This window comes from Legionella fallonii LLAP-10, from assembly GCF_000953135.1.
Taxonomy (GTDB): Bacteria; Pseudomonadota; Gammaproteobacteria; order Legionellales; family Legionellaceae; genus Legionella; species Legionella fallonii.
Genome location: NZ_LN614827.1, coordinates 487,016 through 504,165, shown reverse-complemented (window position 1 = coordinate 504,165; position 17,150 = coordinate 487,016). Strand labels below are relative to the sequence as shown.

Here is a 17,150-nt window from a genome sequence, read left to right as displayed (position 1 = left end):
GAGAATTGTTTAAGCATCGTTTTTAACCGATTAAGATGTTGCAAGACTTCGTACCCCATTGAATGTAGCCGTCTCGTTGCCACATCAGTGCTTCAGAGCTTTAATATGACTAAGAGTCCCCCCAATACAGTAAGAGAGCACAAGTAGGCTCATAATAGCTATTTCTCGAATTTTTAAGAAAAAACTCAAGACTGCCATTAATTTAAGTAAGTTTTCCATAACTTAAATCTGATCTTCCTGGTTTGAGATCCTGATTATAATCAGATCCTAAAAATAATAAAGAAATGAATCCAAGCAGAGAAACAAGAATTAGATATAATGCAGGTATGGTTATCCATCCTGTATAGTAAATTAAAGATAATGATATAAATGGCGTCAGTCCCCCGAATAAGGCAAAACCTAAATTATAGCTTACGGCTATACCACTATAACGAATCTGTGTAGGGAATAGCTCACTCAGTAGTCTTGGAATAACACCAGCCGAAAACCCAAGCAAAATCGCACTTATAAAAAATGAAACAACATATAATTGCGGATAATATGCATAAATAATAAATACCGGATATACCAATACCGCGGTAATTAATGCCAATAAACGAACTAATTTCTTAACATTGATAGTGTCTGTTGTGTATCCAAAAAAGACATTCAAACAAGATCCCAAAGCAATGGCTACTGTGCGTTGCCAAGCATAAGCATTAGCAGGCAAATGAAGTACCTCTGTAAAATATGCCGGAGTGAATAAAAATAAGGAGGTTACAATAACGGCACAAAGCGCTGTTATAAATACCCCTGATAGTACATTAATGGATTGTTGTCTGAATACAGTGACAATAGGAAATTTTTCAACGGAACGTTCGATGGCTACAAACTGAGATGTTTCATGTAATTCTTGTCTTAGAACAAAACTTAGTAATCCAATAACCCCACCTATAATAAAAGGGATTCGCCAACCGTACGAGTGCATCTGTTCCTCAGTGAGAAGAGTAATAATAAGAGCATGTACCGTTGAGCCTAATACTATACCCATAGTTAAAGCACAGAAAATAATGCCGCAAGCTAAACCTTTCTGATAAGTAAATGATTCACTAACATAAGTAATTGCCCCAGGAATCTCTCCACCAATAGATAATCCTTGAATAACTCGCAGACTGATAACCAGGATAGGCGCAACCATTCCAATCGCAGAATAAGACGGTACTAGTCCTAAACCCAACGTAGCTAAAGCCATCATCAGAATTGAAATAGTAAAAGTTGCCTTACGCCCTATTTTATCGCCAAAATGACCAAAAACAATTCCACCCAAAGGCCTGACTAAATACCCAATGGCAAAAGTAGCAAAAGCGATCATTAAACTAGCAAGTTCATTAGTTATTGGAAAAAATGCCCTGGAAATATAACTCGCAAATAAAGCAAAAATAATAAAGTCATAAAACTCGAGAATACCGCCTACACTAGATAAAACTAATAATTTACGCTGATCTTTTTGCACGATTCATCCTTAAAAATAGTTAGTGCTTCGACAAAATAGACTGTTACGGTGAATTCGACATGAGGTCGTTAACAGAGTAACGTAATTTAAGCTGCTCAGTAAACTATTCTCTTAAACTAACATAAACTGAACATAACAAATTGATAATAAAAATGGGAGCAAAAAAGGTGGGTCTACACTCTATTTAACACTTATTGGGTGACATAAAAAAGGGAGCGAAGCTCCCTTTAATGAATCATTTTATGAATAATTTATTCACGTGTACCAACGTATTTGTCATCAAAATAACGTCGTAATTTAGTTCTTAAAGTTCCACGACTAATCCCCAGCATAATAGCAGCACGAGACTGATTATACTTGCAATGCTCCATTACTGCACGAAATAGAGGGGTTTCTATTTCTTCAAGTACAAACTGGTATAAGTCAACAGGATCAGTTCCCTTAAGCTCTGAAAAATATTTTTGTACTGAAAGAGTTACGCTTTCGGCTAGTGATGCGGTAGTATCTCCAGCATCATTACTGATTGTTGTCATTATTATTAGCTCCTCCTTTTAAAAGCGGTATATTACCGAATTGAACAATTCGAGACAAGGGTAGAACGGAAAAAACTATATTAAAATTCAATATATACCGGATACACTTGACTTAATGCCCAATAAAAAATCCTTTCTTAACAACAAATTGAAATAAGCTGCATTATGCAGCCTATTTCATACCATACAACCAAAAAATTATTTTAACATTGACGGGTCAAAAGGTTTGCCATTAACAGTAAACTTGCCCTGCTCCAACTTGACTTCAGTAACATAATCAGCCCCTTGAGCCATAATTAGACCGTTTTGCTCCATTGCACTAATCTGTTTATCAGCTTGCATTCCTGCCAACTGTTCTTGGCTTGGTGCAGGTTGATTTGCTTGGGCAGGACTACCTTGTTGTGCTTGCATTTGTTGAACCAACGCCTGCTGCATATCAGGTTGCTTTGCCAATTGCTGTACCAGTGATTGTTGCACTAATTGCTTCACAATAACTTTAGGCATTTTCAGTTTTGCATTACCCTGAATTTTTTGAATAAGCTCAAAAGGATTTGCATTATCTCCTTTGGGCAAGGCAACAAGTAAATTACCTTCTATCAAACCCTCAGGTATTTTAACGCTTAGTTTAGAAATTTCAAACTCAGCGCCTTTGCTAAATAATTTAGGCAACTCAGGGAGTAGAGCCATCATAGCTTTTTGTCGCTCAGCATCGGAGCCATTTTGCATAGCAGTAGCTTGTGCGTTTATATCTGCTAGAACATCCGCATCAAGATTACGTAAGGCAATTTGTATCTCACCTGGGCCGTAAGTCTGACCATTAGTAATGACTGTTTTAATAGCGACATTAAAGTGGGTACTAAACAGTTTTTCTTTAATATCACTATCAGAGCCTACGTCAAGATTACTGATCTCGAACATTTTTTTGTCTTTGACCATGACATCAAATTCTGGCAATGAGAACTTTGCATCACCTAAATAGAGACCTGTGTGAGTTTTATGTAGATTGAAATCACTAGTCACTTTATCCAAGATAACCTTAGTATCATCTTTCGCAATGGTCATGCCATCAATAACAATGTTGCCATTGATTTTACCCAAATTAGATGACATTTGAGTGCTGCTTTCCATTCCTTTCCAATCAAAATGGCCTGTGCCATCCTTTGAAATTAACTTGAATGAAGGTAAAGCTAATTCTACAGTGCTTTGAGCCATGTAATTAACAAAAATACTTAAATCCAATTTTGGCTTAGTTGAGTCTTTAGAGAAAGTCTCATCAAATTGTTGGTTGTACTGCTCAGGTAATGAAAATACAGTCTCTGCAAACCCCATACCGAAACGTAATTTACTATCCGCAAATATAAATGGACCGTGATAAACTTTAATGGGCATTACTGATTGATAGTCTTGGGCCGCAATAGTTTGTGACTTTCCTTGTTCATCTGTGACTACACGCTCAGGAACGTGCAAGCGCCATTTAACCTTGGCATCAGAGGTAAACCAGCCTCTATCATATTGCTCTATTTGAGCAAATAATCCATTAGATTGATTAATGACTTCAACGTTCTTCTTAATTGTTTTTTCAGTGAGAACCCCCATGCCATAATATCCGCCAAGGATTAAAACAGCCAGGATAATTATTAATCCCGCAAGTTTTTTCATTCTTATCTCCATGTTATTAGTTTGCGAGCAGCATTACTTTGGTACAGCAAAGCGCTGGTCAAAGTATAACAGTAAATAACATAATAGCGCGATATTCTAATGCAAGAAGATTGATATTAAAGGAAAAAGATTCAAACAACAAGATTGAAATTTATGCTGAACGATTAAATTTAGTTATGATAACCAAAGTTTGGTCTTGGCCAGAAACTCACCGAGAATAAAATAAAAACGAGACTTCATAAAAACCGCCGCTCAAGTTGCCTAAGAAACAAAGGAGCGGCCATGCCTATACCTAGAAAACCGAATAAGAAACTCGCATTTTCAACAATGCCATAATGAGATCCTATGATTTTCTCACAGGTTTACAATATGTTTCTTTAACAGTAAAGGCTAAAATTAAAGCCACTAAAGAACACAAAGGTAAGATTCTCAATCCAGCCTGAAAGTCTGAAAGCAGTAAGGACTCCACATTATAAGCTCGTGAGCCAGACACCATATCGACCAATCGTCCAACCAAAGGTTGTAATAAAGCACCGACAAAGATTGAGGTCATATTGGTAAAGGCTATGGAGGTACCTACTACACTTCTATCGTGTAGTTCGGTAGATACCGCATAAGCGATAGCCACGCCCGTATTAGTGGCTCCAAAAGCAAAGAAAATCAGATAAGCTGTGGTTTGGTTTAAATTAGGTAAAAATACAAACATGGTTGTCAAAATCACACCAAAAACAGCAGAAAGAATCATCAGCGGTTTACGCCGTCCCATTTTATCAGAGAGCCAACCCGATAAAGGACCACTAATTCCCCAACCAATAAAGATTAAACCTGTTGCAAAAGCAGCAGCATGCATTCCTAAGCCACGGCCGTACTGTAAATAAGCGGGGCCAATAGCTTCACCAATCACGGCCGTAGGGCCAAATAAAAATCCAGCATATAAAGCATTAAGCCATGTTTGTCGACATGACAATATAATTTTTAAACTTTGTAAAATACTAATGCGCTCAACAGAGCGTACCTCATTTTTATTCGCATTCGGTCTATCCTGAACAAATTGATATAAAAGACCGGCCAGAGCAATAAATAGAAAGGCAATGATGAGCATACTATGGCGCCAGCCTACTGTACTAACTAAGAACGAAACTGGAGCCTCACCAGCTGCGGCCCCGAGCATGCCCAACGATTGAGTTAGACCTGATAACAAACCAAGCATGGTTGGAGGAAACCACGAAGTAGCCAGTCGAAGAGAGCAGACAAAGGCAAAAGCAGCACTAAATCCTATAAGCATACGGCCTACCGATGCCATCATTAAACCGTCTGCAAGTCCGAAAACACAACACCCAAATGCTGTAATTAAAGACATGACCGTTAATAACCCACGGATACTTAAACGATCAACGGTTAATCCCACTGGAATTTGCATGAAAATGTAGGGAACATAAAATGAAGCCGTTAATATACCAAAACCAGCCTCATTAATGCCAAAATCCATTTGCAAGTAACGATGCATTACACCTGGCGCGACACGTGCCATATAATCAGAAAAATAAAAGGCTGCGGCTAAGCCCCAAACCAACCAGGCAAATCCGAGATAATTCTTCTGATTATAAATTCCTACTTTAGATACATTCATGTTATTCATATGATCTCAACTTACAGTCCTGATTCAATAACTCACCTAATCAATTTAGCATTTAGAGTGCTCTGCACTGATTATCTATCTTAAACAAGTGCACTTTGTTTGCCAATCAATCTGTGAATATCTGTTCCTGATCAACATAGAATGATAATTAATAAAATGAAGAAATGATCTAAAATTCAATTATCACTTAGTTTTAATCAAGAAAAGCAAAATTTTGTACGTGTATTATGTGCCGTATTTATTTAAAATTTGATCAATAAATCATCAAAATTAAATCTACATTATACTGGTGTTGTCAGCTATTTCAACACATAGAGATTTTAAAATAAAGATCGCGACATTCTAGCTTCCACTTATATTCTGTTTTGGCATTATCTATAAGACGATATTAGAACCGATTGTGTAGACCATTAGCGATAAACATCGGACTCAGTTATAATAACCTTTTTTTATAAGAAATTTGAAATGAATAATCTCAATTCTGCAATTAAGGAAGCATATAAAACTTCCGGTAATTTGAAAGAAGCAAATAAAGCGTATCTAGAATTTATCAAAGCTAACTTTATTATTCCAATAGAACAAAATATTGATAGCGAAAATCCTACCGTACTATTCTTACAGGAAAATGATAATTGTTTTCTTCCGGTGTTCACTGAAATAGACTATCTCAATACCTGGGCTTCTGAAATAAGCAAAGAAATTCAACTACTCAAGTTATCTGGTGTTGATTTGCTCAAAGGTATTGGAGAAAACATAACTGTATGCCTTGATATCGGAAGTGATGCTTATAAAGAATTTAATCCTGCAGAAATTGCCAGAATGAAATCCATGGTTTTAAAATTTTTCAATAATTAGAAGATCGATCCTTTGTTCGTGACTTCAATGCATATCCAATTGAAGAAGCATTACATCATGCTCTCCAATTGGATGCGAACATCATGCTACAAGCTCGAGTAACTGGTAACCTACTATTGCTGAAGCAGCTATCGCACCACTAATTTCAAACACTAAAGATAAAAAGCTATGTTTGTGGCAATACTGTTGATCATTGGCAGCAACTACTTTTTCTATTTTTACTGATTCTATTTGAACGGCTTCTTCGTTATTAAGACTATCCATATCAAATAAGGGTTTTTCCCCATATGCGCCAGCCCACCATCCCTCAAGCCATTGTTCTGCTTCTTGAGTGCCTTCTCGGAATGGGTTATCTTCTTCAGCCACTTCTAAAACAGCACACTCATAACCAAAAAGATAACACTCTTCGTAACTTGGATGATCGATGTTAAATCGTAATTTTATATGTGGTAATAAGGCTGTTGTGTCGTTCATGTTCATGTCCTCTTTTTATGAATCCAGTATATAATTGACTATGCTCAACTGTAGTTACTCCTAGTTGTTTAATAGTAAAGCTCATGCAAAATTTCATTTATTCAATGATAATTTCAGCACTTAAAGCAATTGTACGACTTTAATAATACAGCGTGCCTTCCAAAATAAATTATTTACATTTTTTTGACAAAATTCTTTTTTTATTTCAGAAATACAAAATCAATGTTCTAATATTTAGCTCTGATTTTATTTATATTAAAGCAAATATCAGGCCAATTTTTTTAGAAAATTTATTGCTTACTAAGCAATGGAATTTGATACTGAATTCCTAGTTAAAATAACCTGTTCACCTGAATAATTACGGCAAATTCTGCCGGCTAAAAAAAATGCAATAACATTCATATCTAAAGCCGTCAGCATAAAACCTTATTCTATGCGAACATATAATTCGAACTAGGCTATTTTCAGTATATTTTATGGCTGCCGAACTTTGCCAGGCTCCGGCAAAATGGACTCTTTAGACGAGTTACACGTCTTATGGGGCTAATCTACGGTGTATCCATTCATCTTTTTGCCTAAAATATTGAATCCGGTCGTGCAGGCGATTATCTCGCCCCTGCCAAAACTCAATTTCATCAGGAACAATCATATAGCCGCCCCAATAATTGGGTCTAACCACAAGCTCTTGCTGTTGATTTTGGATTAAATCATTTAATGCTTTTTCCAATACGGTCCTATCTATTATTTCCTGACTTTGACGAGAAACAATCGCGCTCAATTGGCTTTTAGTGGGTCTAGAGGAGAAATATTGGTCTGATTGTTCTTTGTCTACTTTTTTTACTCGACCACGAACACGAACTTGTCTTGCCATTTCTGGCCAATAAAAATTAAGTGCCGCATGGGGATTACCGTTAATTTGCATCGCTTTCGCACTTTGGTAGTTGGTATAGAATACAAAATTCCCGTCATTCAAGCCCTTTAATAAAACCACTCTGGAATCAGGGCGGCCTTGTTCATCGGCAGTGGATAATACCATTGCTGTTGGATCATTTTTTTCATTCTTTAAAACATCTTCAAACCAAAGTTTGAATTGAGCTATGGGGTCTTGGGAAATACTATCATCATTCAAACTTAACTCACCATAGTCCCGTCTGATATCAGCAAGACTTCTAAAGTTATTCATAAAGCACCTTAAAGCGAATTGATGAGGCAATTATACGCTCAATAAATAATTTTTAGCGAGCAGATGGAGTAAGAAATTAATACTGATATTAAATTTTTAAAGTAACCGATTGAGCTACCTCTTGGACGCATTGTAATGATTTTGCCTGATTCCAGCCAAAAGCACCTAAAAAAGTTAGAAGTGATAGCCTCTGCAGATTCAGGGCATGATACAACTCACTTTCAGGATTTGTTACCGCGGCTCTAAGAGTATTTTCATCTTCGAAATCCAACTGATTCAATGCATTGATAATTGCATCCGACTTTTTTTTGCTGTTTATCCAGTAAGGATTACAGCTGTCCTGATGAAGTTGCAATCTTTCGATTTGCTGTAAAATTTTTGCTCCCAGGGCACCACAACCAGTAAGCTTTTCTGCATAATCTTTCGCAATAAGAGGTAAAACAGTAGAGTCTGTATCAATTTTGCTTTGCGGAATAACAGCCCTATATTCGTATGGAGGAAAGACTCGTGTTGATAACCAATTAGGGTATTGAAGACTCTCCCATTCGTTATAAGAGGTCTTAACAATATTTTTAGGATGAATCGCCCTTGCTCGGCAATAATCAATCCATCCTCGCCCTCCAATGCGTAAAAATACAGCCGAAGCTTTAGTTAGTAAGCGTGCGAGAGTAGAAAAATCGGGCTTATCTTGACTGTTATTATTAGGAGAAACATCAGAGAGATGCACTCGATAATCACTCAAGGAACACTCTTCTTTCCTTAACGCATCTATCACCCTATATACTGAATTATTCTGCTGTAATGCTTCATATAATACAGTATTAATATTTAATTCAGATTGAACACTACAATTACCATCATGAACAACCTTTATTTGGGGGCTAATAGTACATTTAATCTTATATTTATTAATTAATGTTTTCGTGAAACCATGAATATGAGAAGCGCTCCCCCAATAATTGGTTGCAACCAAAACTTCTATCTTTTCCTCATCTTTAATAAAAAATAAAGGCTCTGTATAGGTGCCATCAGAAGCATAAACTATAGCGGTCATTTTACGAGAAGAGTTGCCCCTTAATCGCTTAATAAGATTTTCATATTGCTTTTTATCAGGCTCCCCTTGTAGATCAATAGAATAAAGTCCCAAAAAGGCTTCATTTTTGCAACGATTCACTAACAGATTGCTTAAATGAACATCAAGATCAGCAACAGATCCTATCCATTCTTTTTCTTGACACGAAAAATCATACCCCACTGAGTAAACATAATGATCACTCACGAGAACGCAAAATATTCTATAAAAAGCACCCAGCAATGAAAGAATAGGAGAGGTGAAATTCCAAATAGCAGCATAGTTCGTTGTTGTTTTTGCAAAGCCTTCGTCTAATAAGGCTTCATAAAATAGCGATGATTGCATTAAGTGATATAATGAGGTAAAAAGTTTCATTAATTCTTTATTCTTTTTTATTTCACCTACTTGCATTCCTTTTAATGCGCTTTCGTATTTTTTAAATTCATTGCTCAAACGCTGCATCTCTTCTTTAATTTCACTAATATCCATCACATGTATTCGGCAAAATGAATTATAAAAAGAATATTATATCATAGAAAAGATCAAATGCCCTAAGAGTGAACAAATTGTACTGATAGCTTATTCCGAGCAGAATCATACGGCTCTCCATATCAACATAATTCAGTGCCCTATGGATTGCCTCGCTACGTTCGGAATAATAATTAGGAATAATTTAAGACCGCTGGAGGGAATATAAGGGATTCTAGAACTTAGACCTACAATTTTTACGAAAAAACCGTTTGGAAGATAGTTAGATCAAAATATCCTAACTATCTTCCAAAGTAAGAATTACCAGCCAGTTACTTCGGCAATCGCATCACCTAAATCAGCAGGAGAACGCACAGTTCTAACACCCGCAGCCTCTAAAGCAGCATATTTTTCAGCTGCAGTTCCTTTACCACCAGAAATAATTGCTCCTGCGTGCCCCATGCGCTTTCCGGCAGGTGCTGTCACTCCAGCAATATAAGAAACGACTGGTTTTTTAACATGAGACTTGATGTACTCTGCAGCTTCTTCTTCTGCTGATCCACCAATTTCACCGACCATAATAATTGCTTCTGTTTGTGGATCTTTTTCAAACAATGCTAAAGCATCAATAAAATTAGTCCCAGGAATAGGATCACCACCAATACCTATACAAGTACTTTGGCCAAAGCCTTTATCAGTAGTTTGTTTTACTGCTTCATAAGTTAAAGTACCAGAGCGCGAAACAATACCTACTTTTCCAGGTAAATGAATAGAACCAGGCATAATGCCAATTTTACATTCCCCGGGGGTAATAATTCCTGGACAGTTTGGTCCGATTAGACGCGCTTCGGTATTATTTTCTATATAGACTTTTACTTGAAGCATATCCAGCACCGGTACGCCTTCAGTGATACATACTATCAGCTTAATACCCGCTTCAGCTGCTTCTAATATAGAGTCTTTACAAAATGGAGCTGGAACATAAATAACAGTAGCATCAGCCTTTGTTTCTTCCACTGCATCACGCATAGTATTAAACACTGGTAAACCTAAATGTAGCTGACCGCCTTTTCCAGGAGTTACCCCACCAACCATTTTTGTACCATAAGCAATGGCTTGTTCAGAATGATAAGTACCTTGCTTACCAGTAAACCCCTGACATAACACTTTAGTTTGTTTATTAACTAATACACTCATTGTTAACCTCGAAATTTAGTAGCGTTCTTGCATCAAGCCCAACTTAATTTAAAGCTTTATTCAAAAAATTGGCCTTGCTCAAACATTCAATAATTAAGGTCTGCCGACAATTCGCTAGCTTGGGTTAAAATGCCAGGACTTTCGAGCAATGAAGCACAATAAATCATGGCATTGCAGCCCAAATAGGAGAATTATCACATGCCCTTAAGCGACTGCTGCGACAATTTTCTTCGCTGCATCAGTTAAACTGGTCGCGGCAATTACGTTTAAATCACTTTTATTTAAAATATCAGCACCTAATTGAGCATTATTACCCTCAAGTCTGACTACTACGGGAATTTTTACATCCACTTCCTTCACTGCAGCAAGAATTCCATCAGCGATGAGATCACAACGAACTATGCCACCAAAAATATTAACTAGAATACCTTTTACCTTATCATCAGATAAAATAATTTTTAGTGCTTCACTTACTCGTTCTTTTGTGGCTCCCCCACCTACATCGAGGAAATTTGCTGGCTCACCACCGTGAAGCTTAATCACGTCCATAGTCGCCATAGCCAAGCCGGCACCGTTAACCATACAGCCAATAGAGCCATCCAAAGGAATATAATTTAATTCCCAGTCACTGGCGCGGTTTTCACGATCATCTTCTTGTGACGTATCACGCATGCTCTTCAATTTAGGCTGCCTGTATAAGGCATTGCCATCTATATTAATTTTACCATCCAGACAAATTAATTGGCCTGTTTGGGTTACCACCAATGGGTTAATTTCTAATAGACTCAAATCACACTCAACAAACATTTTACCCAATCCCATCATTAAATGAGTAAATTGTCTGATTTGATCATCTTTTAAACCTAATTTAAATGCAGTTTCTCTACATTGAAAAGGCATGACACCCACTAAAGGATCAACAATTACTTTGAATATTTTCTCAGGTGTTTCTTCTGCAACTTTCTCAATCTCAACACCACCCTCAGTAGAAGCCATGATGACTACACGTCGGGTAGCTCTATCGACAACAGCTCCTAAATAGAGCTCTCTTGCGATATCACAAGTTTCTTCAATTAATACAGCATTTACAGGCTGACCATGGGCATCAGTTTGGTAAGTAACCAATCGAGTACCGAGTAATGATTTGGTCACTGCAGACAATTCATCTTTAGAGGAAACTATTTTAACACCACCAGCTTTCCCTCTACCACCAGCATGCACCTGAGCTTTAACAACCCATTTAGGCGTCGATAACTGAGAGGCTACTTGCGTTGCATCTTCAACATTATAAGCAACTTCACCTCGAGGAACGGGTAAATCATAACTTGCGAATAATTGCTTGGCTTGGTATTCATGTAAATTCATTGTAATTACCTTTATAAAAAAGCAAAACCCGTTAACACGGGTCTGGCTGTTAAACGTGATTATTAAACATTAAGTAAAAGACGTGCCGGATCTTCTAATAACTCTTTAACACTTACCAAAAATTGCACTGAATCCTTGCCATCAATTAAACGATGATCATAGGATAATGCGACGTACATCATAGGACGAATAACAATTTGTCCTTTTTCTACTACAGGCCTATCCTCAATTTTATGCATCCCTAAAATACCTGTTTGAGGTGGGTTAATAATTGGAGTAGCCAATAAAGAACCAAATACACCACCATTGGTAATAGTGAATGTTCCCCCTTGCATCTCTTCCATAGACAACTTACCTGATCTGGCTTTTGTTGCAGCATCATTAATAGCCAGCTCTATCTCTGCCATACTTAATTGATCAGCATCTCTAATCACAGGAACTACTAATCCTCTCTCTGTAGAAACAGCAATGCCTATATCATAGAAGCCATGATAAACAACATCTTGACCATCTATGGACGCATTTACTGCAGGGAAGCGCTTTAGTGATTCAACCACAGCCTTAGTGAAAAACGACATAAAGCCTAATTTAACCCCGTGTTTTTTCTCAAAACCATCTTTGTATTGAGCACGCATGTCCATTACTGCTTTTAGATTCACTTCATTAAACGTAGTGAGCATTGCTGCATTATGCTGTGCTTGTAGTAAACGCTCGGCGATTTTAGCTCTTAACCGAGTCATTGGGACGCGTCGTTCTTCGCGTGGCCCCATGGCTGTGGCCATAGGTGCTTCCTTTTTGCTTTCCATTGGTTTCGATGTTCTTTCTCTGTTAACTTCTATAAAAGAAATAACATCTTCCTTAGTAATTCGTCCATCTTTACCACTTCCCTGAATTTGGCCGGGCTGCAAATCATGCTCAGCGAGCATACGACGAACTACAGGGCTAGTTGACTTGTCCTCTTTAGCACTAACTACGTCTTTAGCAATCTCTTTCTCTTCTTGTACCGGAGCAGATGAAGCCACGGCAGAAGCACCTTCTGAAATTTTTGCCAGTAATTGTCCTGAACCCACAGTATCCCCTACTTGGAATAATAATTCAGAAAGAACTCCATCGGCAGGCGCAGGAACTTCAAGGACGACCTTATCTGTTTCCAGATCCACTAAATTTTCATCACGTGTTACTTTATCGCCCACTTTTTTATGCCATGCCGCTATAGTGGCATCAGCTACTGACTCGGGTAGAACAGGTACTTTGACTTCAATAGACATGGTTATACCTTCTCATTATTATTTATTTATGTTTATCGGGGGCTATGAACATTTCGCTAGCGAAATGTTCATAGTTTCCTAATCTAGTAGGGCTTCCTCAACTAAAGCCTGTTGTTGTTGCGCATGCAATGCAGGGCTACCTACAGCGGGGGCTGCAGCAAACTCTCTACCGGCATAAAGCAGAACTTGTTCTGGACGCAAACAATCTTTCATATTGTGTTGAGAAGAGAACCAAACCCCTTGATTCTTAGGCTCCTCTTGACACCAGATCACTTTTTTAGCATTTGGATATTTATCCAATTCAGCAATTAATGCCTTTTTCGGAAATGGATATAACTGCTCAATGCGTATTATAGCGGTATGATCCAATTTTTTCTCACGGCGCATTTGCAATAGATCATAATAAACCTTACCACAGCATAACACTACTTTTTCGATTTTTTGTTCTTCTACTGTATCAATTTCTGGAATAACAGTATAAAACTTACCCGTCCTTAAATCGTCTAGAGGAGAAACAGCCAATTTATGGCGTAATAAACTTTTGGGTGTCATGATAATTAGTGGCTTACGGAAATTACGAATAATCTGTCGGCGCAATAAATGGAAGATTTGTGCCGGTGTCGTTGGCGTACAAACTTGCATATTGTGTTGAGCGCAAAGCTGCATATAACGTTCCAAACGAGCAGATGAATGTTCTGGTCCTTGTCCTTCATAACCATGGGGCAACATCATAACTAAACCACACAAACGTCCCCATTTTTGTTCGCCAGAACTAATAAACTGATCAATAACAACTTGAGCCCCGTTTGCAAAATCACCAAATTGCGCTTCCCATATAACCAAATGAGAAGGTTCAGAAGAAGCAAAACCGTATTCAAATGCTAAAACTGCTTCCTCAGATAAAACTGAATCGATTACAGTGAATGCTCTTTTCGGATTCGTTGATATCGTTTCTAAAGGAATAAACGCCTCTCCTGTTACCACATCATGTAATACCGCATGCCTATGAGCAAAAGTTCCCCGGCCGCAATCCTGGCCAGACAATCTCACGCCATAACCTTCCTGCAACAAACTGGCATAGGCCATGGTTTCTGCAAAGCCCCAGTTCATTAGGACTTCCCCATCAGCCATCTTTTCCCGGTCGTTTAATAAGCGTTGTACCACAGGATGTAATTCAAAACCTTTGGGTAAAATACTCAATTGCTTTGTTAGCTTTTGTAATTCACTTTTGCTAATAGTTGTATCGGCCTTATCGGTCCATTTAGACCCCATGTAAGGAGTCCAATCTATAGCGTATTTTCCTTCATAATCTTCACGAACCAGATTAACTACAGCCTTACCCTGATCTAAACTATTTCTATAACTCTCAACCAGTTGCTCAGCATCTTTTTCTGTTAATAGGTTTGCATTAATTAATTGCTTGGCATAAGTTTCACGCAACGCAGGCATTGATTTAATTTTCTTATACATTAATGGTTGAGTTACAGCTGGCTCATCCGCCTCATTATGTCCATTACGCCGATAGCAAACGAGGTCAATCACCACATCTCGTTTAAATTTCATTCTGAAATCAAAAGCAATTTGAGTAGCAAAAACTACAGCCTCAGGATCATCACCGTTGACATGTAATACTGGAGCCTGAACCATTTTAGCAACATCAGTACAATAAAGAGTTGAACGGGCATCAAGAGGATTGCTCGTTGTAAACCCTATTTGGTTGTTAATCACTATATGAATAGTACCGCCAGTTGAATAACCACGGGCTTGCGAAAAATTAAATGTTTCCATTACGACACCCTGGCCAGCAAATGCTGCATCGCCATGGATAACAACAGGAACAACGGATTCTTTTTTCTCTAAATCATTACGACGAGTCAGACGTGCTCGTACTGACCCTTCGATCACAGGACCGATAATTTCCAAATGGGAGGGATTAAATGCTAATGCTAAGTGCACTGCGGAACCGGACTCTGTTTTAATATCTGAAGAAAAACCTAGATGATATTTTACGTCACCAGTCCGATCATATTTTACTTTACCTTCAAACTCCTGGAATAACTCTCCTGGTTCTTTGCCCAATACGTTAACCAGAACATTTAAACGCCCCCGATGAGCCATACCTATTATTAGTTCTTTTACACTATTCTGGCCGGCTTGATTAATAATTTGCTTCATCATAGGAATTAGTGAATCACCACCTTCCAGAGAGAAACGCTTTTGTCCTACGTATCGAGTACCTAAATAACGCTCAAGCCCATCTGCAGCAATCAGGTCTTTTAAAATTTCAAGTTTCTTTTCTTTATCAAAATTAGGACGTCCACGCACAGACTCCATTCTTTTTTGCAACCATTCGGTTTCTTCAACATCAGAAATATGCATATACTCGATACCAATGCTGCCGCAATAGGTATCTCGAAGAGCTTGATATATTTCCTCTAACGTCATTTCTGGGCCATTCAAACTGGTACCAGCAAAAAATTTGCGCTTTTTATCTGTTTTATCTAATTGGTGATAAGCTAGCTCTAAACTAGACACAGGCATACGTTCCGTCATTCCCAAAGGATCAAGCTGAGCAGCATGATGTCCTAATGCTCTAAAATCATTAATTAAATTTGCTACTTGATATTGCTCACTATCCGCTGACTGGACTACTGTCGCTGCTCTTTTATTAGCATTCTGCAAAAAGTGCTCACGAATATCTCTATGCGATATTTCTTTTGCCGCTCCATTAACCTTTGGCAAGGAGCTAAATATAGCCTTCCAATCATCTGGGACTGAATTGGGATCAATAAGATAATCTTCATAAAGGCTATCGACATAAGCCATACTTCCACCAGACAAATAGGAAGAAGCCCATTCACTTTGCAGATCAGAACTGCTCATCATTCTCTCCAAAAACAGTTTACCCAAACATTCACGTCATACGACTTAAAGTAATAATGCTTCCGTTACTCAGAATTGGCGTAAAACTTAAAGTGTTTAATTAAAAATTCATTCAAATTCAGCATCTTATCTAGATTACATACCATATTGAAATCTAATTTTGCTTCAAATTCACAATTTTTCGCCAATTTTACCGATCTCGCTACAACGATGGAAATTTATCTCTAATAACCACGACTTGCACCAATAAATTTCCACTGTTATAGAAACATTGTATTCATTAACTGAATAGCAATATTCAAGATCTTGAGATGGGTAGCATCAAATTATATATCAAGTTTCCTGCGTTAACATTTGCGTACGAATTTTGGCAATCGCTTGCGTTGGATTGAGTCCTTTCGGGCATACATTCGTGCAATTCATAATAGTGCGACAACGAAATACACTGAAAGGATCTTGTAACTTATCCAAACGATGTTGCGTTGCTTTATCACGACTGTCTGCTAAAAATCGCCTTGCCTGTAATAAACCAGCAGGGCCTACAAATTTATCCGGATTCCACCAAAATGAAGGACATGAGCTAGTGCAGCAAGCACATAAAATACACTCATAAAGACCATCTAGTTGCGCTCTTTCTTCCGGTGATTGCAACCGCTCCTGTGCTGGCGCGATTTCATCATTTTGTAAATAGGGTTCTATACGTTCATATTGCTGATAAAATTGAGTCATATCAACAACCAAATCTCGTATTACCGGAAATCCTGGTAAAGGACGAATCACTATTTTATCCGTCGTCAAATCCGAAATATGAGTAATACAAGCCAAGCCATTAGTTCCGTTAATATTCATACCATCAGAACCACAAACGCCTTCTCGGCAAGAACGTCTATAGGTTATTGAGGAATCCTGCTCTGACTTCAAGCGTTCCAACAAAGTAAGCAACATAGGATTACTTTTGGCGGGTATCGCTAGCTCATAATCTTTCATATAAGGCTTTGCATCCACCTCAGGATTATAACGGTAAATTGACAAGATCAGATTTCTAGTATCTGCCATAATATA

At 37.9% G+C, this 17,150-nt stretch carries 13 protein-coding genes; 1 reads left to right on the top strand and 12 read right to left on the bottom strand.

Annotated elements, in window-relative coordinates; all coding sequences use genetic code 11:
* Nucleotides 1-202 precede the first annotated feature (202 nt).
* The 4 genes from LFA_RS01975 to LFA_RS01960 all read right to left on the bottom strand — a co-directional run bounded on the left by LFA_RS01975 (nucleotide 203) and on the right by LFA_RS01960 (nucleotide 5,314).
* Complete coding sequence (locus LFA_RS01975) at nucleotides 203-1,492, bottom strand: MFS transporter (RefSeq protein WP_052673817.1); 1,290 nt, start codon at nucleotides 1,490-1,492, stop codon at nucleotides 203-205.
* A gap of 251 nt (nucleotides 1,493-1,743) precedes the next feature.
* A complete protein-coding gene (locus LFA_RS01970) occupies nucleotides 1,744-2,025 on the bottom strand; it encodes a helix-turn-helix domain-containing protein (RefSeq protein WP_045094698.1) in 282 nt (93 codons plus the stop codon).
* Between the two features lie 198 nt (nucleotides 2,026-2,223).
* Entirely contained in the window at nucleotides 2,224-3,684 is a 1,461-nt protein-coding gene (locus tag LFA_RS01965) for a YdgA family protein (RefSeq protein ID WP_045094697.1), read from the bottom strand.
* A 343-nt stretch (nucleotides 3,685-4,027) separates the two neighbouring features.
* Entirely contained in the window at nucleotides 4,028-5,314 is a 1,287-nt protein-coding gene (locus tag LFA_RS01960; RefSeq protein ID WP_157010410.1) for an MFS transporter, read from the bottom strand.
* 474 nt (nucleotides 5,315-5,788) lie between these two features.
* On the opposite strand from LFA_RS01960, the gene LFA_RS01955 reads away from it, so the two are divergent.
* Nucleotides 5,789-6,178, top strand: a complete 390-nt coding sequence (locus tag LFA_RS01955; protein WP_045094695.1) for an SseB family protein — start codon at nucleotides 5,789-5,791, stop codon at nucleotides 6,176-6,178.
* Nucleotides 6,179-6,259: 81 nt separating this feature from the next.
* Here the strand turns inward: LFA_RS01955 and LFA_RS01950 are convergent, their stop codons facing one another.
* The 8 genes from LFA_RS01950 to LFA_RS01915 form a co-directional block, all read right to left on the bottom strand.
* Entirely contained in the window at nucleotides 6,260-6,652 is a 393-nt protein-coding gene (locus tag LFA_RS01950) for a hypothetical protein (protein ID WP_045094694.1), read from the bottom strand.
* A 535-nt stretch (nucleotides 6,653-7,187) separates the two neighbouring features.
* Nucleotides 7,188-7,835 (bottom strand): pyridoxamine 5'-phosphate oxidase, encoded by a 648-nt coding sequence (gene pdxH / locus LFA_RS01945; RefSeq protein WP_045094693.1) that lies wholly within the window; start codon nucleotides 7,833-7,835, stop codon nucleotides 7,188-7,190.
* Nucleotides 7,836-7,923: 88 nt separating this feature from the next.
* Nucleotides 7,924-9,396: a hypothetical protein gene (locus tag LFA_RS01940; RefSeq protein ID WP_045094692.1), complete on the bottom strand. Its 1,473-nt coding sequence runs from the start codon at nucleotides 9,394-9,396 to the stop codon at nucleotides 7,924-7,926.
* A gap of 300 nt (nucleotides 9,397-9,696) precedes the next feature.
* A complete protein-coding gene (gene sucD / locus LFA_RS01935) occupies nucleotides 9,697-10,572 on the bottom strand; it encodes a succinate--CoA ligase subunit alpha (RefSeq protein ID WP_045094691.1) in 876 nt (291 codons plus the stop codon).
* A 204-nt stretch (nucleotides 10,573-10,776) separates the two neighbouring features.
* Nucleotides 10,777-11,937 carry an ADP-forming succinate--CoA ligase subunit beta gene (gene sucC, locus LFA_RS01930; protein WP_045094690.1) on the bottom strand — a complete coding sequence of 387 codons (1,161 nt, stop codon included), beginning with the start codon at nucleotides 11,935-11,937 and terminating at the stop codon, nucleotides 10,777-10,779.
* A 62-nt stretch (nucleotides 11,938-11,999) separates the two neighbouring features.
* Nucleotides 12,000-13,205, bottom strand: coding sequence for a 2-oxoglutarate dehydrogenase complex dihydrolipoyllysine-residue succinyltransferase (gene odhB, locus LFA_RS01925; protein WP_045094689.1), 1,206 nt, complete (start codon nucleotides 13,203-13,205; stop codon nucleotides 12,000-12,002).
* 78 nt (nucleotides 13,206-13,283) lie between these two features.
* Nucleotides 13,284-16,088, bottom strand: a complete 2,805-nt coding sequence (locus LFA_RS01920; RefSeq protein WP_045094688.1) for a 2-oxoglutarate dehydrogenase E1 component — start codon at nucleotides 16,086-16,088, stop codon at nucleotides 13,284-13,286.
* A gap of 333 nt (nucleotides 16,089-16,421) precedes the next feature.
* Nucleotides 16,422-17,144, bottom strand: coding sequence for a succinate dehydrogenase iron-sulfur subunit (locus LFA_RS01915; protein ID WP_045094687.1), 723 nt, complete (start codon nucleotides 17,142-17,144; stop codon nucleotides 16,422-16,424).
* Between the last annotated feature and the right edge of the window lie 6 nt (nucleotides 17,145-17,150).